This window comes from Stenotrophomonas sp. GQ19, from assembly GCF_059758695.1.
On record NZ_JCAXES010000005.1, the window covers coordinates 1 to 22,132 of the forward strand.

A 22,132-nucleotide genomic window follows, 5' to 3' on the forward strand; every position below is an offset into this window, starting at 1 on the left:
CCTGCAAGGCCTTGATCTGTTGTTCCGGCGTCAGCGGCTTGCCCGCCCCGCTTTTGGGTGAAGTGGTCATGGGGGCAGATGATGCACCACCGGACCAATCCTGCCGACCATGGCGGCGAAGCCAGCCAAGCACAGTGCTCCTTCCTTGGATCCCGTATCGCTCCTGGGCCTTTTTGTAGGTCAGTTCCCCGCGCTCGACCTGGTCGACCACCGACAATTTGAAGGCCAACGAGTAATCCCGCTGGCTGCGCCTGAGTGTTGAATCCATTGAACATTCCTCTTCCTGTGGGAAAAGGTGTCAACCCAATTCAGGACGGGTCAAGAACCAAAAAAAAGCCGCGGAATCCGCGGCTTTTTCTCCGGTCACGGCGCCTTGGCGGGCGCCCAGTCCTTCATGAAGGCGAAGAACCGCGTGCGGTTGTACCCCTTCGGCTGGCCCTTGTCGGCCTCCAGCTCGCCGGTGAACTGCGAGTGCAGCAGCTTGCCGTCGGCGTCGAGCACGAACAGGTGCGGGTAGCCCTTGATCGCAGGGAACTGCGACAGGAACGCCGCGTTCTCGTTGTCTTCGCTGTAGTTGACCTTCATCCACACGAAGTTGGCGTCACGGAAGCTGCGGATCTCCGCATCGCCCTCGATGAAGGCATCCATCAGGTGGCACCACGAGCACCACTCCCCGCCCACGTCCAGCACGATCCGCTTGCCCCCGCGCTGGGCCTCGACCTTGGCCGTGGCCAGGTCGGCGACCGGATCGCGGGCCGGGTCGAACTGCGCGTTGAGCGCCGCCACGGCGGCGACATCCGCCGCGGCCGGGGTATTGCCCGAGGCCACCGGTACGCTGGGATCAGCGACCGGCGCCTTCTGCTCGGTGGTGTCCACCGGCTGCGCAGGCGCGGTGGCAGGCGCCGACGACGGCGAGCAGGCGGCCAGCAGGCCGGCCGCGATCATCGCACCACCCCATGCGTACATGCGCATCACCGACCTCACTTGACGCCGTGCATCAGCTTGTTGATCAGCGGGGCGAGCAGGAACAGCAGCGCACCGGAAATGATCAACGCCCAGAAACCGAAGGTGTAGCCCTTCAGGGCCGATTCCACGGTCATGCCGCCTTCGCCGCTGACCACGCCGGCGAAGATGCCCGACAGGTTGTTGCCGATGCCGGTGGACAGGAACCAGCCGCCCATGCCGAAGCCCACCAGGCGCACCGGGGCCAGCTTGGTCACCATCGACAGACCGATCGGCGACAGGCACAGCTCACCGACCGACTGGATGACGTAGACCATGAACAGCGTCCAGAACGGGATCTTGCCGTCCACCACCATGCTCGACAGGGCCAGCATCAGCAGCGCGAAGGCCGCGCCGTTGAACAGCAGGCCCAGGCCGAACTTGCGCGGGATCGACGGATTGGCGCGGCCCAGCTTGATCCAGATCCAGGCAATGATCGGGGCCAGGGTGATGATGGCCACCGAGTTGACCGACTGGAACCACGCGGTCGGGAAGGTCCAGCCGCCGAGCTGGCGGTTGACGATCTCATCGGCCAGGAAGGTGAACGAGCTGCCGGCCTGTTCGAAGAACATCCAGAACATCACGTTGAAGACGAAGATGATCAGCATGGCGATCACGCGGTCGCGCTGGACCTTGCCCTCGCGGATGCCTTCGACCAGCAGCAGCACGCCCAGCGCGATGAACATCACGCCCAGGATCCAGGCCAGCGCGGTGGCGCCGGTGGACAGCAGGAAGTAGGCCACCGGGATGGCGACGATCGCGCCCACGAACACCATGATGATGCGGCCGAACCCTTCGGCGCCCACCGGCGGTGCGCCGATGCCCTTCAGGCCGGCACGACCGACGTAGAACCACGCCAGGCTGATCAGCATGCCGATGCCCGAGGCGATGAAGACCATCTTGTAGGACGGCATCGCCTGGGTGCCGAACACCCGCTCGGCCAGGTACTGGGTGAGCACCGGGGCGATCATCGCGCCGATGTTGATGCCCATGTAGAAAATGGTGAAGCCCGAGTCGCGCCGTTCATCCTTCAGGCCGTACAGCTTGCCGACCATGGTGGAAATGTTGGGCTTGAACAGGCCGTTGCCGATGATGATCGTGGCCAGCCCCAGCTCGAACACTTCCTTGTTCGGCATGGCGACCATGAACAGGCCGGCGGCCATGATCACCGCACCGGTCAGGATCGAGCGTTGGTAGCCCAGTACCCGGTCGGCCACGTAGCCGCCAAAGATGGCCGCGGCGTAGACCAGCGCCAGATAGGCACCGTAGGTGCGGCTGGCGGCAGCCTGGCCGGCCGAGTCGCCCTCGAAGAACTGCGACACGATGTACAGCACCAGCGCCCAGCGGATGCCGTAGAACGCGAAGCGCTCCCAGAATTCGGTCATGAACAGCATCCACAACGGGCGCGGATGGCCCAGCGTGGTCTTGAAATCCGGCAGCGCCGGGTCGGGAACGGATTTCGCGGCGGCGTCTACGCTCATGCGGGATTCCTGGGTTCGGTGGAAGACATGCACGTCCGATGTGCGAACAGCGCGGGAGAATCCCAGACCAACGGCGTTCACGTCAAATACACGCTGATCCGTGCAGGTGGCGGCATGCTCGCTGAACTTGCACCTGCAACCGTCGGGGATCGCCCGCCAGCGCAGCAACGGCGGGGGCTGCGGGCAGCCCCGTGGTCATCCGGGCGTCATGATGAATAGGGCGATCGGTGCCCGCGCGGACTCAGGCGTCCGGCGGCATCGGGTCGTCGTTGCGGATCGTGGTGCGCACCTGGAACAGCTCCGGGAAGAAGGTCAGCTCCAGCGCCTGGCGCAGGAAGCCGACCCCGCTGGAGCCGCCGGTGCCGCGCTTGAAGCCGATCACCCGCATCACCGTGCGCATGTGGCGGAAGCGCCACAGCTGGAAGGCGGTCTCCAGGTCCACCAGGTCCTCGCACAGCGAATACTCGCGCCAGAAGCGGTCGGTGTTCTGGTAGATCCGCTCGAACACCGGGTGCAGGGCGTCGTCGGCCACGTGCGGCTGCTGCCAGTCGCGGCCGGTGTACTCGGCCGGCACCGGGTGGCCGAAGCGGGCCAGGTAGCGCAGGAATTCCTCGTACAGGCTGGGTGCGTCCAGGACTTCCTGCAGCTGCGCCTGGCCGGCCGGGTCGTGCGAGAACACCTGCAGCATCTGCGCGTTCTTGTTGCCCAGCAGGAACTCGATGTAGCGGTACTGCAGCGACTGGAAGCCCGAGGACGGGCCCAGCACATCGCGGAAGCCCATGTACTCGGACGGGGTCAGGGTTTCCAGCACCGACCACTGCTCGGTCAGCTGGCGCAGCACCTGCTTGCTGCGCGCCAGCACCTTGCGGCACTGCCAGACCTCGTCGCGCTGCAGGAAGCCGATGGCCGCGCGCAGTTCGTGGGCCAGCAGCTTCAGCCACAGCTCGGAGGTCTGGTGCTGGATGATGAAGAGCATCTCATCGTGGTGCGGCGGGTTGGACAGCGGCTGCTGGGCGCTGAGCAGCTGGTCCAGCCGCAGGTAGCCGCCGTAGGTCAGGCGCCCCTGCAGATCGGTGTGGATACCGGCTTCGAGGTCGCGTTGGTTCTTCTCGACGGACATGGCGTGGGCCAAATGAGGGGGTCAAAGGGTAGCGCACAGCATGCGCTCCCGGGCGGCGGGCGCCATGCGCCGCCGTGTGGTGCCCGGGGCGGGCCCGGATTCTGCGCGGGCAGACCGGCGGCGGCGGCCACCCGCCCTGCCCCGGCAACCGCCGCTCATGCCCGGTTGCAGCAACTGAATACGTTGCAGTCATTGGCATTTCGCGCCCCTTACGGGGTATATGGGCGTATTGTCCACCGGGACACTTGCTGCGCCGCAGGACGGCTTTTTCGTACGCCTTCCTTAACATGGCAATTCATATCATTTGTAACTTCCTGTCGAAGGTGCAGTACGCAATGACGGTTGCCGCTGAGTTCAAGATCGAATACCTGCAGTACCTGGACACGGACGGCACGCTCGTCCGCGATGACCTGCCCGAGGCCCTGCGCGATCCACGCGCGCTGCTGCCGATGTTCAAGCAGATGCTGTTCGTGCGCGTGTTCGACGGCAAGTCGATCGCGCTGCAGCGCACCGGCAAGCTGGGTACCTACGCGGCCTGCCTGGGCCACGAAGCCGCGCACGTGGGCATTGGCGCCTCGATGCAGAAGGACGACGTGTTCGCACCGTCCTACCGCGAGTACGGCGCGATGTTCATGCGTGGCGTGCGCCCGCACGACGTGCTGATGTACTGGGGCGGCGACGAGCGTGGCAACGACTACGGCGGCAACGCGGCCAAGGACTTCCCGTTCTGCGTGCCGATTTCCACCCAGTGCCTGCATGCGGCCGGCGCGGCGCTGAAGTTCAAGCTCAACAACGAAAAGCAGATCGCGGTGGCGGTGTGTGGCGATGGCGGCAGCTCCAAGACCGACTTCTACGCTGCCCTGAACTCCGCCGGTGCCTACAAGCTCCCGCTGATCCTGTGCATCGTCAACAACGGCTGGGCCATCTCGGTTCCGCGTTCGGCCCAGACCGGCGCCGAAACACTGGCGCAGAAGGGGCTGGCCGGTGGCCTGTTCTGCCTGCAGGTGGACGGCAACGACCTGATCGCGGTGATGGCCGCCATGCTGCAGGCGCGCGAACGCGCGCTGGCCGGCGACGGCGGCACCGTGCTGGAACTGATGACCTACCGCCTGTCCGACCACACCACCGCCGATGACGCGCGCCGCTACCGCGACGACGCCGAAGTGAAGGATGCCTGGCAGCGCGAGCCGATGCTGCGCCTGCGCAAGTACCTCACCAACGCCGGTGTGTGGAGCGAGGAAGAGGAAGCCGCCTGGACCGCCGAGTGCGGCAAGCGCGTGGACGAAGAAGTGAACCTGTACCTCAATACTCCGGTGCAGCCGGTGGAGGCGATGTTCGACTTCCTGTATGCCGATCCGCCGCAGGACCTGCTGGCCCAGCGTGCGCAGGCGATCGCCCTGGAGCAGCGCCATGGATGAGATCAAGAACGGCGCCTCCAGCGCGCAGACCAACGCCGCCGACAGCGCCGCCGTCGCGCGCGGAGAAGACATCATGACCACCACCCCGATCACCCTCATCGAAGCCATCACCCAGGCGCTGGCCTGGGAGCTGGAGCACGACAAGTCGGTGCTGGTGCTGGGCGAAGACGTGGGCGTCAACGGCGGCGTGTTCCGCGCCACCGCCGGCCTGCAGCAGCGCTTCGGCGCCGACCGCATCCTGGACACCCCGCTGGATGAAACCACCATCGCCGGGCTGACCATCGGCCTGGCCGCACAGGGCATGAAGCCGGTGGCAGAAGCCCAGTTCGACGGCTTCATGTACCCGATGGTGGACCACATCATCTGCCACGCCGCGCGCCTGCGTTACCGCACCCGTGGCCGCCTGCACTGCCCGATGGTGCTGCGCGTGCCGTGGGGCGGTGGCATCCGCGCGCCGGAGCACCACAGCGAAGCCAACGAGTCGATCTTCACCAACGTGCCGGGCCTGCGCGTGGTGCTGCCGTCCTCGCCGCAGCGCGCCTATGGCCTGCTGCTGGCCGCGATCCGCGAACCGGATCCGGTGATCTACATGGAGCCCAAGCGCATCTACCGCCAGTACAAGGAAGTGGTCGTCAATGACGGCGAAGCCTTGCCGCTGGACGTGTGCTTCGTGCTGCGCGACGGCACCGACGTGACCCTGGTGACCTGGGGCGCGCAGGTGAAGGAAGCGCTGGAAGCGGCCGACAAGCTGGCCGGCGAAGGCATCAGTGCCGAAGTGATCGACGTGGCAACGCTGCGTCCGCTCGACTTTGCCACCATCGCCGAATCGGTGGCCAAGACCGGCCGTTGCGTGATCGTGCAGGAGGCGCCGAAGACGGCCGGCTTCGGTGCGGAAATCGCCGCGCGCCTGGCCGAGGAATCGCTGTACGACCTGCTGGCACCGGTCGAGCGCGTCACCGGCTATGACACCCACATTCCGTTGTTCCGCCTGGAAATGAAGTACCTGCCGAGCGTGGACCGGATCGTCAGCGCGGCCAAACGCGCCATTGCGGCAGGCTGACGTGCGGGCCCGCCTCCTAGGCCCGTACCGCAGCCAGTACCCCAACCCGCTCCGGTTCCGCACCGGCCAGATCGTCGAACTGGGTGTTCGTGACGAGGAATGGCCGGCGTTTGCCTGGGTACGCACCGATGACGGGCGTGCCGGCTGGGCACCGGTGGCGTGGTTGCAGTTGCTGGACGAAGGTCGCGCAGAAGCCCTGCGCGACTATGACGCCCGCGAACTGGATGTGGACAGCGGTGAACTGGTCAAACTGCATCATGAACACGGTGGTTGGTGGTGGTCCGAGCGCGCGAACGGCGCGACGGGCTGGCTGCCGGCCCGCGATCTCGAACTGCTGGAAGAGAACTGCACATGAGTGAGAACAAGAATTTCCACCTGCCCGACCTCGGCGAAGGCCTGCCGGACGCCACGATCGTGGAGTGGTTCGTCAAGGTAGGCGACGTGATCGCGCTCGACGCGCCGCTGGTGTCCATGGAGACCGCCAAGGCCGTGGTCGAAGTGCCCTCGCCGTTCTCCGGCAAGGTGCTGGCGCTGGCCGGCGGTGAAGGCGACATCATTCCCACCGGCAGCGTGCTGGCCCAGTTCGAACTGGACCCGAACATGCCGCAGCGCGCCGATGGCCAGGACACCGGCCACAGCCACGGGCACGCCGCGCCGTCGCCCACCCCCAGCACCGGCCAGACCGCGGCCGCGCAGCCGGACAGGGTGGTGGCGTCGGACAACGGGGGCGAGATTGCCAAGCCCGGCGCCGAGCGCGATGACGCCGGCACCGTGGTTGGCGCCATGCAGAGCTCCAATGCCGTGCACGCCGAACAGGCCGTCGCCGTGGGCGGGGTCAAGGCCGTGCCGGCCGTGCGCGCCACCGCGCGCAAGCTGGGCGTGGACCTTACCCGGGTGCGTGCCACCGGCACCGATGGCGCGGTAACCATGGCCGACGTCAAGCAGGCCGCCGCCGATGGCAGCGCCAAGGTCGGCGCTGCGCCGGCACGCGCCGCCGTGGCCGCTCCGGCTGCAGCTGCACCGGCACCGGTGGCGCGCGCCGCCGAATCGCGTACGCCGCTGTCGGCCGCCGGTCGCCCGATGCGCACCCAGCCGCCGGGCGTGGTGGCCAAGGGCCAGCCGGAACCGCTCAAGGGCGTGCGCCGCAACATGGCGCGGGTCATGGCCGATGCGCACAGCAAGGTCGTGCCGACCACGCTCAACGACGACGCCGACATCCACGCCTGGGTGCCGGGCAACGACGTCACCGCGCGCCTGGTGCGCTCGATCGTGGTGGCCTGCCAGAAGGTGCCGGCCCTGAACGCGTGGTTCGACGGCGATGCGCTCACCCGCACGCTGCACAACCAGGTGGACATCGGCATCGCGGTGGACACCGACGACGGCCTGTTCGTGCCCGCCCTGCGCAACGCCGACATGCTCGACGCACGTGGCATCCGCGAGGGCGTGAACCGCCTGCGCGAGCAGGTGGAATCGCGCTCGATCGCCGCGTCCGAGCTGAGCGGCTACACCATCTCGCTGTCCAACTTCGGCATGTTCGCCGGCCGCTACGCGACCCCGGTCGTGGTGCCGCCGTGCGTGGCCATCGTCGGTGCCGGCCGTGCCCGCCACCAGATGACCCCGGTGATGGGCGGCGTGGAAGCGCACAAGGTGATCCCGCTGTCGGTCACCTTCGACCACCGCGCGGCTACCGGCGGTGAAGCTGCGCGTTTCCTGCGGGCCATGCTGGATGATCTGGCGCTGGCCAGCTGATCTACGTGGGCGGGTAGCGGCCGACCGTTGGTCGGCGGGCAATGACGGATACGACAACGGCCACCGCAAGGTGGCCGTTGTTGTTTCCGCACCCGGTAGTGCCGGCCGCTGGCCGGCTCCTCCGGATACCGTGCAGCCGACCAACGGTCGGCTCTACCTCCGGTTGGGTTTCCTGCAGCCGACCAACGGTCGGCTCTACCCTGCCAGGTCTGCTGCGCCTACGATCTGGACGCCCGGGCGCGGGGCCAGCGCCGCCTCCACCATGGCCGCGGCGATGTTCACCGCCGGGTTGATCCGCCAGGCGCGTGGCAGCACCGGGCCGAGCGCGCCCAGCACCACGCTGGCCAGGTGCTCGCCGGTGCGGCGTTCGCTGCGTTCGCCGCCGATCAGGCCGGGGCGTACCAGCGTCAGCGAGCGGTAGCCCAGCCCGCGCAGGTCCTGTTCCAGCCGGCCCTTGACCTGGTTGTAGAAGATCCGCGACTGCGGGTCGGCGCCCATCGCCGAATTCAGCACGAACGCGTGCGCGCCGTGGGCCTGGGCCAGGGTGGCCACCTGCAGCGGGTAGTCGTGGTCGATCCGGGAGAACACCGCGCGGCTGCCGGCCTGCTTGATGGTGCTGCCCAGCGCGCAGATCACCGCATCCACCGCCCACCAGGGTGCGTCCACCGGCAGCCGCTCGAAGTCGACCACCGGGTTGTGCAGGGCCGGGTCGGCATGCGCCAGCGGCCGCCGGGTGGGCGCCACCACCGCATCGCAACGCGGGTCATCCAGCAGCTGCTGCAGCACCTGCCCGCCCACCAGCCCGGTTGCCCCCACCAGCATCACCTTCATCGCACGCTCCCACCGTCAGATTGCCTACCATCGTGGCACAGCTGCCGTGCCCCTCCCGCGTTCAAGCCGGCCTGCACCGCGCCGATACTGTTCCAACCTCTTCCACCCGCCCGGCTGCCCCGCCGGTGACCCGCCAAGGATCCGCGCATGACCGACCCGCACGACGCTCCCCCCAGCCCCGGCACCGCCGTGGGCCGGCTGCTGTCGCGGCGCCAGGTGGAGAGCCGGGTGATCGACACGGCCAGCGTGGACGCGCCCGGCCCCAAGGGCGGCACCAGCGCCATGCTGCAGCGCCTGTTCGCCGGCATCGACAGCCCCGAACCGCTGCTGGCGGCCTTCGCCAACGGCATGTCCACCCTGCCCGGCGAACTGGGCGACATGGGCCTGCGCCTGCAGTCGGCCCAGCGCAGTGCCGACTGGGTCAGCTACGGCCGCGCGATGCGCCAGCTGATCGACAAGTACATCCGCACCATCGAGCAGGACAGCCCCGACGGCCAGCCCGACAGCCTGCGCCTGCGCGAGCTGCTGCGGCACACGCTGGGCGTGACCGTGGCCAGCCTGCTGCAGAACATGCCCGAGCTGCGGGAGGAGCCGGCGCAGATCGCCGCCGACCTGCGCCACTGGCACCCCGGCCAGCCGCTGCAACCGATCGAACTGCGCCTGCGCGAGCTGACCCACCAGATCGGCGTGCGCAGCGATGGCTGGCAGGAACAGCAGGAACTGCTGCTGAGCCTGTTCGACCTGCTGCTGGACAACATCGGCGAGCTGCTCGATGACAGCAGCTGGCTGCATGGGCAGGTGCATGCGGTGCGCCAGCTGATCAGCGGCCCGCTGGACCGCGACTCGGTCGACCAGGCGCGCGCCAACCTGCGCGAAGTGATCTACAAGCAGGGCCTGCTCAAACAGGGCATCGTCGAATCCAAGGCGGCCATGAAGGGCCTGATGGGCGGCTTCATCGAGCGCCTCGACGGCATGGCCGTGAGCACCGGCGAGTACCACGACCGGATCAGCAGTTATGCGCTGGCCCTGAAGGAAGCGCGCAGCATCGCCGACCTCAGCCAGCTGCTGCAGGGCGTGCTGCAGGACACCGGCCGCGTGCAGGAGCAGGCACTGCAGGCGCGCGACCACCTGGGCAATGCACGCCGCGAAGTGGAACAGGCCGAGCAACGCATCGCCGAGCTGGAGCAGGAACTGCGCGATGTGTCCGGGCTGGTCCGCACCGACCCGCTGACCGGGGCGCTCAACCGCCGCGGCTTCGACGAACTGGTCGACCGCGAGCTGGCACGGGCGGGCCGCCATGGCCACCCGCTGGCCCTGGCGCTGATCGACCTGGACGACTTCCACCAGACCAACACCGCCCACGGCCATGCCGGCGGCGATGCCGTGCTGCGCCACCTGGTGGCGGTCTGCCAGCTGCACCTGCGCAGCACCGATGCGATCGCCCGCATCGGCGGCGATGAGTTCGTGCTGCTGCTGCCCGAAACACCGGCCGCCGACAGCATGTCCACCCTGCTGCGGCTGCAGCGCTCGCTGGCCCAGCGCCCCCTGCAGCTGGACGACACGCGGGTGCCGGTGCACTTCAGCGCCGGGGTGGCGCAATGGCACGCCGGCGAACCGGTGGATGGCCTGCTGCGGCGCGCCGATGCGGCCCTGTATGCGGCCAAGCGGGTCGGCAAGAACCGCGTGCAGGCGGCCGACGCGCCCCGGTGACCGGCATGCCCGCCGAGGCGCTGTGATAACGGCCGCCTCCGTGCGAATCACCCTGGTATGGACATGAACACCCCTGCCGCCCACGACCCGCGCCTGCGCTTCGCCGCGTTGCTGGACCAGCACCGCGGCATCGTGCTGAAGATCGCACGCGGCTACTGCGCGCACCAGGAAGACCGGCTCGACCTGATCCAGGACATCAGCGTGCAGGCCTGGGATGCATTCGACAGCTTCGACCCGGCACGCGCCCGCTTTTCCACCTGGCTGTACCGGGTCGCGCTCAACGTGGCCATCTCGCAGGTGCGCCGGCAGCAACTGCGCCAGCGCCATCACGCCGCGCTGGATGAAGACACCTTGCCGGTGGACGAGGGTGCACCGGCCGAACAGCAGCACGCCGTACAGCAGCTGGAGGGTGCGATCCGCGCGCTTCCGCCGCTGGACCGCGCATTGATGCTGCTGCACCTGGACGATCACGACCACCGCCAGATCGCCGACATTCTCGGCATCAGCACCGCCAACGTGTCCACCCGCCTGCACCGCCTGCGCCAGCAGCTGCGCGCGCGCTTCGACCCCACCGCCTGAGGCCACCGTCATGCATACCGATCCACTCAAGCAGCTGTGGCACCAGGCCGGCGGCGATGCCGACGACAGCGAGGCCACCGCCGCTTTGAACAGCTGGCGCCGCCACCGGCAGTACGCCGCGCAACGCCAGTTGTCGGCGTTCAGTGCACTGCAGGTGGTGCAGCTGCTGTTCTGGCTGGGGCTGTCGATGTATTGCGGCAGCGTGTGGTGGCAGCAGCCACCGCTGGCGGTGATGCTCAGCGCCGTGGCGCTGCACGTCTACTGCGTGGCGGTGATCATCGTCAGCGCGGCCCGGTTGCACCTGCGCGGGCAACTGCAGCCCGACCAGCCGGTGCTGCAGCAGTCCCGGCAACTGGCGGTGTTGCGCATGCAGACCGCCGCCAGCGAACTGCTGCTCGGGCTGCCCTGGTGCTGGCTGTGGCTGGCGGTGCCGGTGCTGGTGGCGTGGCAGGCGTGGGGCATCGACCTGTCCGCCTTCGCCGCACGCGCGTTGCTGATCTCGCTGGTGGCCGGGGCGGCGCTGATGACCGCCCTGCTGCTCCTGGCCCGGCGCTGGCAGCGGCAGGCCCCGGCGTCACCCCGCCTGCAGCGCGCGATCGATGCCTTGTCCGGGCGTCGCCTGGCCCGCGCACGCGCCGAGCTGGAGGCGCTGCGCGACTGGAACGGCGGCTGACAGACCGCGCGCCTGTCAGTGCGCCGCTTTCTTGCCGCGCAGCTTCTGGAACCCCATCACCGCGGCCAGCACGATCGCACCGGCGATCACGCCGACCACCATGTTGCCCAGCGCGTTGATCAGCCAGCCCCACTGGCCTTCGCCACCCAGGCCGACCACGGCGTGGTGCAGCGCCGGCACGTTGTGCACCAGGATGCCGCCACCCACCAGGAACATCGCCGCGGTGCCGGCCACCGACAGGAACTTCATCAACCAGGGCGCGGCGATCAGCAGGCCACGGCCGAATGCGGCCAGCCCCGCGCCCTTGCGCGACAGGTACAAGCCCAGGTCATCCAGCTTCACGATGCCGGCCACCAGCCCGTAGACGAACACCGTCATGGCCAGCGCGATCACCACCAGCGCGGTGACCTGGTTGAGGAACGGGGCGGCCGAGACCACCCCCAGCGACAAGACGATGATCTCGGCCGACAGGATGAAGTCAGTGCGCACCGCGCCTTTCACCTTTTCGCCTTCCCAGGCCACCATGTCGACCTTCTCGTCGGCCAGCGCCTTGACCCGTTCGGCCTTGTGCTGTTCGTCCTCCTGCTTGGAATGCAGGAAGCGGTGCGCCAGCTTTTCAACGCCCTCGTAGCACAGGAACGCGCCGCCGATCATCATCAGCGGCACCACGATCGGCACCGGGTAACCCTTGCCGCGCAGCCAGGCTTCCAGCGCGCTGATCGCCAGCGCGGCCGGCACCAGGATCGCCTTGTTCACCAGCGAGCCCTTGGCCACCGCCCACACCACCGGCAGCTCGCGGTTGGCATTGACCCCGGTAACCTGCTGCGCGTTCAGCGCCAGGTCGTCGCCCAGCACGCCGGCGGTTTTCTTGGCCGCGACCTTGGTCAGGACCGACACGTCGTCCAACAGCGTGGCAATGTCATCGAGCAACGCAAACAGGCTGGCACCGGCCATGGCAATCCAATAGATCAAGCGGGAAGCGTGGATTCTGCCCGATCCTGGCCCGTTCGCGGTAGATGCCTGCGGATTCACCGCCCCACTACCTCCCCGCCCGCACACTGCCGAGGACACCCGTCCTGGAGCCCTGCTTGAATACCACGCCCGTCGCCCCTGGCTCGCCATCGCTGGTAAAAGGCATGAACCGCCGCAGCCAGATCCTGCGCCTGCTGCTGCGTTACCGGAACTCCGGGGTGTTTTCGGGCATGAACCTGGACGCCCGCGCGGTGCACGACATCCCGCCGGAGGGCAATCCGGAGCAGTTCGTCACCGACCTGGAATCGCTCGGCCCCACCTTCGTCAAACTGGGGCAGATGCTGTCCACCCGCCCGGACATGGTGCCGGTGGAATTTGCCACCGCGCTGGAACGCATGCAGGAAAAGGTGGCCCCGATTCCGGTCGAGCGCATTGTACAGATCATCGAGCAGGAGCTGGGCGCGTCGGTGTCCAAGCTGTTTGCCAGCTTCGACCCGGTGCCGCTGGGGTGCGCCTCCATTGCGCAGGTCCACCGCGCGCAGCTGCATGATGGCCGCGAGGTGGCGGTAAAGGTGCAGAAGCCGGAAGTGGCCGCGCAGCTGCGCTCGGACCTGGAGGTGCTGCGCAGTTTCGCGCTGGCCGCCGACCATCTCACCCAGGTGGGCCGCCGGGTACGCCTGCGCGACTGGCTCAACGAGTTCGCCAAGACCTTGATGCAGGAGCTGGACTACCAGGCAGAGGCAGAAAACCTGCAGCGCTTCGGCCAGCACCTCAAGCCGTTCAAGCCGCTGTGGGTGCCGCAGCCGATCTGGGACTACTGCAGCCACCGCGTGCTCACCATGGAGCTGGCCAACGGCGTGCGGGTGGACATGATTCCCGATGTGCGCCGCACCGAAGAACCGATGGCACCGCTGGCCGCCGCGTTGATCCGCGGCTACATCGACCAGATCTTCGTGCATGGCGAAATCCATGCCGACCCGCACCCGGGCAACCTGCGCGTCACCCCGCAGGGTCGCCTGGCGATCTTCGACCTGGGCATGGTCGCGCACATGCCACCGCGCCTGCGCGAGCGCCTGCTCAAGCTGCTGTTCGCCGCCGTGGACGGGCGTGGCGAGGAAGTGGCCGATGAGATCATCGGCATCAGTACCCGGCTGGAATCGTTCGACGAAGAACGCTACCTGCGCGAAACCGGGCAGATGATTGCACGCTATGCCGCCAACACCAGTTTCTCCGAAGGCCGCGTGGTGCTCGACCTGGTCCGCATCGCCACTGCCAGCGGGCTGCGCACGCCGCCGGAACTGAGCCTGCTCGGCAAGGCGCTGTTGAACCTGGAAACGGTATGCCGGCTGCTGTCGCCCGACCTGGACACCCGCCGCATCGTGGAGAAACAGCTGCAGCACGTGATGCGTGCGCGCCTGAAGAAATCGCTGTCGGCGGCCAACCTGGCCAGCGAAGCCATGGAGATACAGCAGCTGCTGCGCGAAGGGCCGCGCAAGATGTCCGACATCCTTGCCCTGCTGGCCGAGAACCGCCTGCAGATGAAAGTGACCGGGCTGGAAGAATCGCGGCTGATGGAAAACCTGCAGAAGATCGCCAACCGCGTGTCGGCCGGCATTGTTACCGCCGCGTTGATTCTTGCCGCAGCGATGATGATGAAAGTGGATACCGGCTGGCACCTGTTCGGGTATCCGGCCATCGCATTCACCTTGATGCTGATCGGCGTGGCATTAGGCCTTGGCATCATCCTCAGCGCGCTGATCTTTGATCGCCGTGCGCGTTCGAAGGAAGAGCGCGGCCATCGATGATGCCGCGCTGCATCGCATTTCTTCACGTGTGTTTTACACCTGGAAACACGATGCGTTGTAGCGCATCTTCAGCATCCTGAAACAAACATTTCAGTCAGGTTCGTGCATGCATGATCGGGTCATCGGCTTGTCATGCAGATGTGGTTGGACAGCCGGTCGGATGGGAAATACGTCGTCATGGCGTCCATCACCAACTGTCTCCACTACCGATACCGCCGATGCTCTGGATCCTGCTGCTGACTCTGTTGCTGCTCTCCTGGTTGCTGCTCGCCTCGCGCAAGTGGATATGGTGGAAGGCCAGCCTGATGTCCGTGCTGCTGGTATTGCTGAGTACGTGGTGGTTGATCAACAAGCTGTCCGGCGATGGGCTCAACGCGGCCACGCTGTATCACCTGGGCGCCGACATGGAAGGCGCGGGCGTAGCGGACTTCAAGGGCTACATCGCCGCCTACATCGCGCTGTTGCTGGTCTCGCTGCTGCCCTTGGCGGCCGCACGCATGCAGCGCTGGCGCCGCATCGAACACGGCAAGGCGGTGTTCGGTGGTTTCGTCGCGATGTGGCTGGTGGCCATTGCGGTCAGCCCGCTGTACAGCGACGGCCTGCGCCTGTACCAGCAGATGCGCCCGGTGGACTACACCGTGATCGCACCCGAGTACACCATTCCGCAACAGGCGCTGGCCAAGCCGCGCAACATCGTGTGGATCTACGGCGAAAGCCTGGAGCGCACCTACCTCGATGAAACCACCTTCCCGGGCCTGATGCCCAACCTCAACCGGCTGGCGGGCCAGGCGCTGGATGTGCGCGGGCTGGTCTCGGCCGAAGGCGGCGGCTGGACGATCGCCGGGCTGGTGTCGTCGATGTGCGGCGTGCCGCTGACCACCGCCAAGGACGATGAGAACAGCATGGGCCGCATGGGCAGCTTCCTGCCCGAAGCGGTGTGCCTGGGCGACTACCTCAAGCAGCAGGGCTACACCAACCACTACCTGGGCGGCGCCAACGGGCAGTTCGCGGGCAAGGGCCAGTTCCTGGCCACGCACGGCTACGACGCGGTGGACGACCTGGCCTGGTTCAAGACGCAGAAGGTGGCGCGCTCGCACTTCTCCACCTGGGGCGTGCACGACGACGTGCTGCTGGACAAGGCCTATGACCGCTTCGAGCAGCTGTCCAAGGCCGGCCAGCCGTTCATGCTGACCACGCTCACCATGGACACCCACCATCCGGCCGGGCACCTGCCGGTGGCCTGCAAGCGCACCCGCTACCAGAGCGAGTACGGCAACATCGGCCTGCTCAACGCCCTCAAGTGCACCGATGGCCTGATCTCGAAATTGGTCGATCGCATCCAGGCCAGCCCGTATGGGCAGGACACCCTGATCGTCATCGCCTCCGATCACCTGGCCATGCCCAACGACCTCAGCCATGTGCTGGCCAAGCAGAAGCGCGAGAACCTGCTGCTGTTCCTGGGCAAGGACATCGCCCCGCGCCAGTTGGCCACCACCGCCGGCTCCACGCTGGATTCCGGCGCCACGCTGCTCAGCCTGATCGACCCGGCCATCAAGGCGATCGGCTTCGGCCGCTCGCTGCTGGATCCCGAACGCACCGACAGTGCCAGCGCTGCGGCGCTGCGTGACAACGGTAAGGACTACCCGCGTTATCTGGCCTTCTCGCGTTCGCTGTGGCTGGGCGACAAGACCCGCCAGCTGCGCATCGATGACGACAACCAGGTGGTGATCGGCCTGCAGCATGTGCAGCCGCCGGTGCTGCTGGAATACGACAAGCAGTTCGACTTGAAGTCGGTGTACCTGGAAAACACGTCCAAGCAGTTCGATGACGCCGACCCGGCCAACACCCTGGCCTACGTGGACCGCTGCACGGCGTTCGAGGATGGCTCGGCCGATGGCGACTGGTGCGCGATGCTGGTCAACCGTGACAAAGGCATCAAGCTATACCGCGACGATGCGCTGCGCACCGGCTTTGCAGTGGATGGCCCGCTGGAACCGTTCAACGGCCCGCGCCCGAGCATCCGCCAGGCGCACATGATTACCCAGAAAGGCCGCCGCACCCGCGCCGGCCAGTACATGCTGCAGTTCGTGGCCAAGCAGTCGCCTGATCGCGGTTTCTGGATCGAAGCGGTGTCCTCGCAGCGCAAGGTGGTGGTGGCCCAGCAGTGGGTGCAGCCCGATGCCGAAGGCCGCATCAGCGTGCCGTTCGGCCTGGACCACGAAGTAGACGACCTGGAGATCCGCGCGTGGTTGAACCACGCCGAGAAGCTGGCCGTGGACAATTTCGCGCTGGTGCCCTCGCGCCGCGGCAACCGCGGGTAAAACCCCGGTAGATGCCGACCGTTGGTCGGCATGCCGTCGCATCGTCAGGTGTTCGTACCGACCAACGGTCGGTACCTACCTACTCCTGCGGCGCTGCCGGATCGCGGACCAGATGGATATCGGTCGGCGAGGACAGCGCGATATGCGCCGCCGCGAACTTCTGCAGCATCGTGAAGTACAGGTCGCTGCGCACGCCATACACCGCGCGCGGGCCGGACACGTAGGCGAAGCTGTTGATCGCTACCTGGCCGTTGGCGATCGAATCAATGAATACCGACGGTGCCGGCTCGGCCAGCACGCCCACGTGTTCGCTGTAGCAGTCCAGCAGGATCTGCCGCACCGCCGCCACGTCGGTGCTCAGCGGCACCGCGAACTGGATCTGGATGCGCCCCTGCGCATTGCCCATCGTCATGTTGCGGATGGTCTTGGTGATCAGCTCGGAGTTCGGCACGATCAGGGTGGATTTGTCGCCCACCTGAATCTCGGTGGAGCGCACGCTGATCCGCTTGATGTCCCCTTCCTGGTCGCCCAGCTTCACCCAGTCGCCGATCTTCACCGGGCGCTCGGCCAGCAGGATCAGGCCGGACACGAAGTTCTGGGTGATCGCCTGCAGGCCGAAGCCGATACCCACCGACAGCGCACTGACCACCAGCGCCAGCTTTTCAAAGCCGATGCCCAGCGCGGTCAGCCCCCACAGCACCGCCGCGATGATGCCCAGGTAACGGGTGACGGTGCTGATCGAGTTGCGCGCCCCGGCATCCAGGTCGGTCTTGGGCAGGTAGGTGTTGGTCAACCAGTTCTGGAAGGCCTGCATCACCGCCCACACCACCAGGAAGGCCAGCACCGCATACAGCACGCTGCTGGGCTTGAGGGTGGTGGTGCCGATGGTCAGCCCGTTGGACAGCGAGTCCATGGCGCTGAAGAACGTATTGAGGTTGCCGAACGGCGCGGTCAACGCCAGCACCGCCAGCAGGATCACGCCGATGCGCAGCACCGCCGACAGCAGCACGCCGGCCTGTTCCACCTTGGCATCGTTGAGCCCGGTGGTCAGCACGATGCTCTTGCCTACCCGGCTGGTAGGCGACAGCAGCCACAGCGACAGGTCGTCGGCGAACTTGAGCAGCAACGAGGCGGCCAGCAGCACCACCGCGCCCCACACCAGCTGCTGGGCCACGAACAGCGCCAGGTTGAGATAGCCCAGCAGCGTGGCGATCACCGCCGCGGCCACCACCACGTGCCCGGCCAGCCGCGCCAGCACGATCCAGCCACTCTTGCGCACCGGCGCCTTGGGCTGCTTGGCCCCGGCGTCCACCTGCGCGTCCAGCTTGGCCTGCGCCTCGTCGGTCTGGCGACGGTGCAGGCGCGCCAGCGACACCAGGATGGCCACGATCAGCGCCATGTAGGTGATCGCGATCAGGCCGTCCACCGCCACCGTGGTGATCTCACTGGTGCGCGAGGCGCGGTTGATCTCCACCAGCAGGATGCTCAGGAAGGTCAGCCCGGCCGCGCCCCAGGCGTATTTGCGCAGCCGCCATGCCGCACTGTCATCCAGGCTCAGCAGGCGCCAGGACGGCCGCTTGGGTACCAGCAGGCAGGCGCTGAGCGCGGTGATGAAGGCCGCCACGAACGTGGCCACCTGGAAGTGCAGCGCCAGCTGCTCCAACCGCGGCGGGATCGCCCCGATGGAGTCCAGCGCAGCCACCAGCACCACCGCCGCGAACCCCGGCAGCAACGTGCCCACCGCCAGCAACCACACCGCCAGCCCGGACCGGCGCAGGCGGCCGTCGGGTGCGCGCTCGGAGGCGGCATAGCGGCGGCCAACGGCGCGCAGCCACAGCCGCAGCGGGAAGAACATCAGCAGCGCCAGCGCCAGCCCGGTCAGCGGCGCGCCCCAGCCGTGTTCGGCAATCGCCTTGCGTGCCGCGGTCTCGCCCAGGCGGTACAGCACCACCAGCCGCGAATAGTCGGCCGGCACGTGCACCGCGAACTGCTTCCACAACGAGGGCGACAGCGGCGAGTTGACCTTGCGCGCCAGGTCCTCGCTGAACTGGGTGACGCGCATCTTCTCGATATCCGCGCCCACCTGCTTGGCGTCGCCGGCCAGCAGCTTGGCCCGTGCAATGGCCGAAGCCAGGTCGCTGCGCTGCTGGTTCAGCGCCTTGCGCTGGGCGGTGATGTCGCGCGCCTCGGTGGTGCCTTCGGCCACCTCGCCCAACTGGGCCACGCGGGCGTCCACCTGCTCCAGCTGCGGTTGCAGGGCGTTGCGCGCCGCATCGGCGTCGCGCTGTACGGCCAAGGCGCGGTCGGACAGGGTCTTGAGCGTATCGGGGGTATCGGCACTGTCGAGGGCGGCCTGAATCTGCTTCAGGTCCTTGCCGGCCTGCGCCAGCTGGACGATCGGATCATCGGCAGCGGCATCGTCGCCCTGCGCCAGCGCCAGGGGCGCCACGCTGAGCCAGGCGCAGAGCATCAACCAGGCCAGCGGCCGCAGGAAGGAACGGAATGAACGGGAAGACAAGCCGGCGCACCACAGGATTCGCGCGGACCACCGCGCCTGCGCGAACTATAAACCGGGCTTCGTTCACGCCGGGTATGCGCGCCCGGCATGCCGCCGTCAGTACTTCAGGCGCAGCTCTTCCACCTGCGGCCGCAGGCTGGCATACCAGTCCTGGAATTCCTCTTCGCTGATCTCATCGGGCGCATACACGGCCACCTCGTCCCAGGCGTGGTCGGTCGGCAGCGGTTGGCGTGGGCCGGCGCGCAGCGAGTACGCCACGCCCTCGTGGTCCACCACGTCCTCGGCCGCCTCCCAGCGCGCGCGGGCAAAGTCGGTCGGGCTCTTGAGCAGGATCACGTGGTACATCGGCACCTCCATCGCAGTGAAAACAGGCAGGCTTCGCCCGCCCACAGAATAGCGCCGCCTGCCGCGCCGGTGCATCACGCACGGGCAACGCAACGTTCTCCACGCCGCGCCTGCGCCGGCTTCACCTACCCGTGGCGGTGGGCGCGGCATGGTGGCTGCACCTTCTCTTCGCGCGCCCCATGAACACACACGCCGACCTCAAGACCGTTCCGGACCTCAAGCTGCCGCGCTACCTGGGCACCTGGTATGAAATCGCCCGCCTGCCGATGAAGCACGAACCGGAGGGGTGCACCGATGTGTCGGCCCATTACAGCCTGAAGGAAAACGGCCACGTGGCCGTGCTCAACCGCTGCCGCATGGACGGGGAGATCGAAGAAGCCGAAGGCGAAGCCTGCCCGGTGGACAACGACAGCGCGCGGCTGGAAGTCAGCTTCCTGCCCAAGGGCCTGCGCTGGATTCCCTTCACCAAGGGCGACTACTGGGTGATCCAGGTGGCGCCGGACTACAGCGTCGCACTGGTCGGCAGCCCGGATCGCAAGTACCTGTGGCTGCTGTCGCGCACCCCCACCCTGGATACCACCGTGCAGGATCACTACCTGGCCCAGGCCCGTCAGCAGGGCTTTGATCTGGGGCCGCTGATCCAGACGCCGCATACCGGCCACCCCACCGCCTGAGCCCCGCATGGACCTGAAAAGTGGTTACCCGTTCTGGGCGGTGCGCAACGGGTTGATGCACGCCTTCCCGCCCCTGCGCGACGACCTGCAGTGCGATGTACTGGTGGTGGGCGGCGGGATCACCGGCGCGCTGATCGCCAACGAACTGTGCGCCCACGGCCACGATGTGGCGTTGATCGAACAACGGGACATCGGCTGGGGCAGCACCGCCGCCAGCACCGCGCTGCTGCAGTACGAGATCGACACCCACCTGATCGACCTGGCCCGGCAGTACGGCGAAACCGCCGCCGTACAGGCCTACCAGGCCTGTGCCGACGCGATTCCCGGGTTGCGCGAGGTCGCCCGCGGGCTCAAGGGGGTGGATTGCCATCCCATGCACAGCCTGTACTACGCCAGCAAACGCCGGCACCGCGCGGTGCTGCAGGAAGAATTCGCACTGCGCCAGCGGCATGGCTTTGACGTGCGCTGGCTGGACCGTGATGCGGTACAGGACGAATTCGGCGTGGACGCGCCGGGCGCCATCCTCAGCGGGCTGGCCGCCCGCGTGGACCCGTACTGCCTGACCTACCGGCTGCTGGCGCGGTTGCAGAAGAACGGCTGCCAGGTGCACGACCGCACCACCCTGGCCACATTGGTGCCCACCGCACGCGGGGTAACCGCCACCACCGCCGAGGGCGTGCGCATCCGCTGTGGGCACGTGGTGATGGCCGCCGGCTACGCCAACCAGCACTGGCTGAAGCCCTCGGTGGCGCGCAACCGCAGCAGCTACGCCTTCATCACCGACCCGATCCCGGCCGACCTGCTGGGGCCACTGGCCCAGACCATGGTCTGGGAGTCCGCGCGGCCCTACCTGTACATGCGCAGCACCGGCGACCAGCGCCTGCTGATCGGCGGTGAGGACGATGCGGTGGACATTCCGGCCCGGCGCGACCGGCGCGTGGACGCCAAGGCCGCGCGCCTGCTGAAGAAGGTAGGCCGGCTGTTCCCGCACCTGCCGCTGCAGCCGGCCTTCTCCTGGGCCGGCACCTTTGCCGAGACCGCCGACGGCCTGCCCTTCTTCGGTCCCCACCCGCAATGGGGGCCGCGGGTCCTGTTCGGCATGGCATACGGCGGCAACGGCATCACCTATTCCATGATCGGCGCCGGCCTGCTGCGTGCCCGCATCGAACGCCGCAGGCACCCGCTGGCCGCGCTGTTCGGGTTCGAGCGGCTGGAGTAAAGTTCCCCTGGAGGCGCTGCCATGACAGGCATCGTTCAAGCAGCCGGTGATAGCGTCAGCGCTGTCGGCGGCCTGCGTGCTGCCCGCCCGTTCCGGAGCCCATCATGATCCGCTCGCTTTCGCTGCTGCTGTGCCTGCTTGCCCCCGGGGTTGCCCTGGCCCAGTCCGCGGCAGGGGCCACCGGCCCGCAATCGGCGACCGGTCTCAACCTGGCGGTCCCGCAGGCGCCCATGCAATACCTGGGTGATGGTTCGCTGCGCGGCGACCCGCCCGGCACCTTCTACGGCGACAAGAGCGGCCGCCGCCTGAGCGACCGTGGCGCGGCCAACGGCATCGCCGATGTCACCGACGACAAGCTGCGGGTCAACGGCAGCATCACCACCGGCATCGGCTACGCCAAGAACTTCGGCAACACCCATTACAACGCCGCCGAGTTGAACCTCAACAAGAACTACACCACCGACGAAGGCAAGACCCACAACGTCAACGTGAACATCCGCGTCAGCGAGGGCAAGGGTCCGGGCTTCGGCCCCTACGGTGGCTATGGCGGCTATGGCTACGGCCCCGGCCCCGGCTACTGGGACTACCCGCCCCCGTACGGCTGGTGAGGTAACGCACCACAGCGAAACGGCCGGTCACCCCGGCCGTTTCTGCA

The 22,132-nt window shown here is 67.6% G+C and carries 19 protein-coding genes and 1 pseudogene; 12 read left to right on the plus strand and 8 right to left on the minus strand.

The annotated features are described in order from the left end of the window. From AC6CHL_RS11150 to AC6CHL_RS11165, 4 genes and pseudogenes are all read right to left on the minus strand, one after another. Window positions 1–268 (minus strand): annotated as a pseudogene (locus tag AC6CHL_RS11150) (IS3 family transposase); the annotation flags it as partial. A gap of 95 nt (window positions 269–363) precedes the next feature. Then, window positions 364–972 carry a thioredoxin family protein gene (locus AC6CHL_RS11155; RefSeq protein ID WP_463601862.1) on the minus strand — a complete coding sequence of 203 codons (609 nt, stop codon included), beginning with the start codon at window positions 970–972 and terminating at the stop codon, window positions 364–366. Window positions 973–980: 8 nt separating this feature from the next. After that, window positions 981–2,483, minus strand: coding sequence for a peptide MFS transporter (locus AC6CHL_RS11160; protein WP_038685764.1), 1,503 nt, complete (start codon window positions 2,481–2,483; stop codon window positions 981–983). A gap of 241 nt (window positions 2,484–2,724) precedes the next feature. Next, a complete protein-coding gene (locus AC6CHL_RS11165; RefSeq protein ID WP_038685763.1) occupies window positions 2,725–3,603 on the minus strand; it encodes a tryptophan 2,3-dioxygenase in 879 nt (292 codons plus the stop codon). Window positions 3,604–3,938: 335 nt separating this feature from the next. Here AC6CHL_RS11165 and pdhA point away from each other — a divergent pair, with 335 nt between their 5' ends. Genes pdhA through AC6CHL_RS11185 form a run of 4 tightly spaced genes read left to right on the plus strand, consistent with a single transcriptional unit; the run spans window position 3,939 to window position 7,830 of the window. After that, on the plus strand, window positions 3,939–5,021 hold the full coding sequence (gene pdhA / locus AC6CHL_RS11170; RefSeq protein ID WP_038685762.1) for a pyruvate dehydrogenase (acetyl-transferring) E1 component subunit alpha: 1,083 nt from the start codon (window positions 3,939–3,941) through the stop codon (window positions 5,019–5,021). After that, window positions 5,014–6,081: an alpha-ketoacid dehydrogenase subunit beta gene (locus AC6CHL_RS11175; protein ID WP_141057826.1), complete on the plus strand. Its 1,068-nt coding sequence runs from the start codon at window positions 5,014–5,016 to the stop codon at window positions 6,079–6,081. The genes pdhA and AC6CHL_RS11175 overlap by 8 nt, the downstream gene beginning before the upstream one ends. A gap of 1 nt (window position 6,082) precedes the next feature. Next, window positions 6,083–6,436, plus strand: coding sequence for an SH3 domain-containing protein (locus tag AC6CHL_RS11180; protein ID WP_038685760.1), 354 nt, complete (start codon window positions 6,083–6,085; stop codon window positions 6,434–6,436). Beyond that, entirely contained in the window at window positions 6,433–7,830 is a 1,398-nt protein-coding gene (locus tag AC6CHL_RS11185; RefSeq protein ID WP_498294382.1) for a dihydrolipoamide acetyltransferase family protein, read from the plus strand. The genes AC6CHL_RS11180 and AC6CHL_RS11185 overlap by 4 nt, the downstream gene beginning before the upstream one ends. 195 nt (window positions 7,831–8,025) lie before the next feature. Here AC6CHL_RS11185 and AC6CHL_RS11190 read toward each other — a convergent pair whose 3' ends face one another. Then, window positions 8,026–8,661, minus strand: coding sequence for a Rossmann-fold NAD(P)-binding domain-containing protein (locus AC6CHL_RS11190; protein WP_038685758.1), 636 nt, complete (start codon window positions 8,659–8,661; stop codon window positions 8,026–8,028). A gap of 147 nt (window positions 8,662–8,808) precedes the next feature. Between AC6CHL_RS11190 and AC6CHL_RS11195 the strand changes: the two genes are divergently transcribed. Genes AC6CHL_RS11195 through AC6CHL_RS11205 form a run of 3 tightly spaced genes read left to right on the plus strand, consistent with a single transcriptional unit; the run spans window position 8,809 to window position 11,623 of the window. Continuing rightward, window positions 8,809–10,371 (plus strand): GGDEF domain-containing protein, encoded by a 1,563-nt coding sequence (locus AC6CHL_RS11195; protein WP_038685757.1) that lies wholly within the window; start codon window positions 8,809–8,811, stop codon window positions 10,369–10,371. 57 nt (window positions 10,372–10,428) lie between these two features. Then, the gene (locus AC6CHL_RS11200) at window positions 10,429–10,950 is read left to right on the plus strand and encodes an RNA polymerase sigma factor (RefSeq protein ID WP_478070535.1); all 522 of its coding nucleotides are present in this window, start codon (window positions 10,429–10,431) and stop codon (window positions 10,948–10,950) included. Between the two features lie 10 nt (window positions 10,951–10,960). Beyond that, the gene (locus AC6CHL_RS11205) at window positions 10,961–11,623 is read left to right on the plus strand and encodes a hypothetical protein (protein WP_498294383.1); all 663 of its coding nucleotides are present in this window, start codon (window positions 10,961–10,963) and stop codon (window positions 11,621–11,623) included. Window positions 11,624–11,638: 15 nt separating this feature from the next. Here AC6CHL_RS11205 and AC6CHL_RS11210 read toward each other — a convergent pair whose 3' ends face one another. Beyond that, window positions 11,639–12,577 carry a DUF808 domain-containing protein gene (locus AC6CHL_RS11210; RefSeq protein ID WP_038691709.1) on the minus strand — a complete coding sequence of 313 codons (939 nt, stop codon included), beginning with the start codon at window positions 12,575–12,577 and terminating at the stop codon, window positions 11,639–11,641. A gap of 182 nt (window positions 12,578–12,759) precedes the next feature. On the opposite strand from AC6CHL_RS11210, the gene AC6CHL_RS11215 reads away from it, so the two are divergent. Together AC6CHL_RS11215 and AC6CHL_RS11220 are read left to right on the plus strand one after the other, a co-directional pair. Further along, window positions 12,760–14,400 (plus strand): ABC1 kinase family protein, encoded by a 1,641-nt coding sequence (locus tag AC6CHL_RS11215; protein WP_498294384.1) that lies wholly within the window; start codon window positions 12,760–12,762, stop codon window positions 14,398–14,400. Between the two features lie 218 nt (window positions 14,401–14,618). Beyond that, window positions 14,619–16,721 carry a phosphoglycerol transferase I gene (locus AC6CHL_RS11220; protein ID WP_498294385.1) on the plus strand — a complete coding sequence of 701 codons (2,103 nt, stop codon included), beginning with the start codon at window positions 14,619–14,621 and terminating at the stop codon, window positions 16,719–16,721. Between the two features lie 79 nt (window positions 16,722–16,800). Here the strand turns inward: AC6CHL_RS11220 and AC6CHL_RS11225 are convergent, their stop codons facing one another. Together AC6CHL_RS11225 and AC6CHL_RS11230 are read right to left on the minus strand one after the other, a co-directional pair. After that, entirely contained in the window at window positions 16,801–19,191 is a 2,391-nt protein-coding gene (locus tag AC6CHL_RS11225; RefSeq protein WP_448134878.1) for a DUF3772 domain-containing protein, read from the minus strand. A 144-nt stretch (window positions 19,192–19,335) separates the two neighbouring features. After that, complete coding sequence (locus tag AC6CHL_RS11230; protein WP_038691707.1) at window positions 19,336–19,584, minus strand: hypothetical protein; 249 nt, start codon at window positions 19,582–19,584, stop codon at window positions 19,336–19,338. Window positions 19,585–19,763: 179 nt separating this feature from the next. Between AC6CHL_RS11230 and AC6CHL_RS11235 the strand changes: the two genes are divergently transcribed. From AC6CHL_RS11235 to AC6CHL_RS11245, 3 genes are all read left to right on the plus strand, one after another. After that, a complete protein-coding gene (locus tag AC6CHL_RS11235; RefSeq protein ID WP_498294386.1) occupies window positions 19,764–20,258 on the plus strand; it encodes a lipocalin family protein in 495 nt (164 codons plus the stop codon). Window positions 20,259–20,265: 7 nt separating this feature from the next. Next, on the plus strand, window positions 20,266–21,477 hold the full coding sequence (locus AC6CHL_RS11240) for an NAD(P)/FAD-dependent oxidoreductase (RefSeq protein ID WP_498294387.1): 1,212 nt from the start codon (window positions 20,266–20,268) through the stop codon (window positions 21,475–21,477). 104 nt (window positions 21,478–21,581) lie between these two features. Continuing rightward, window positions 21,582–22,085: a hypothetical protein gene (locus AC6CHL_RS11245; protein WP_038685750.1), complete on the plus strand. Its 504-nt coding sequence runs from the start codon at window positions 21,582–21,584 to the stop codon at window positions 22,083–22,085. Window positions 22,086–22,132 lie beyond the last annotated feature (47 nt).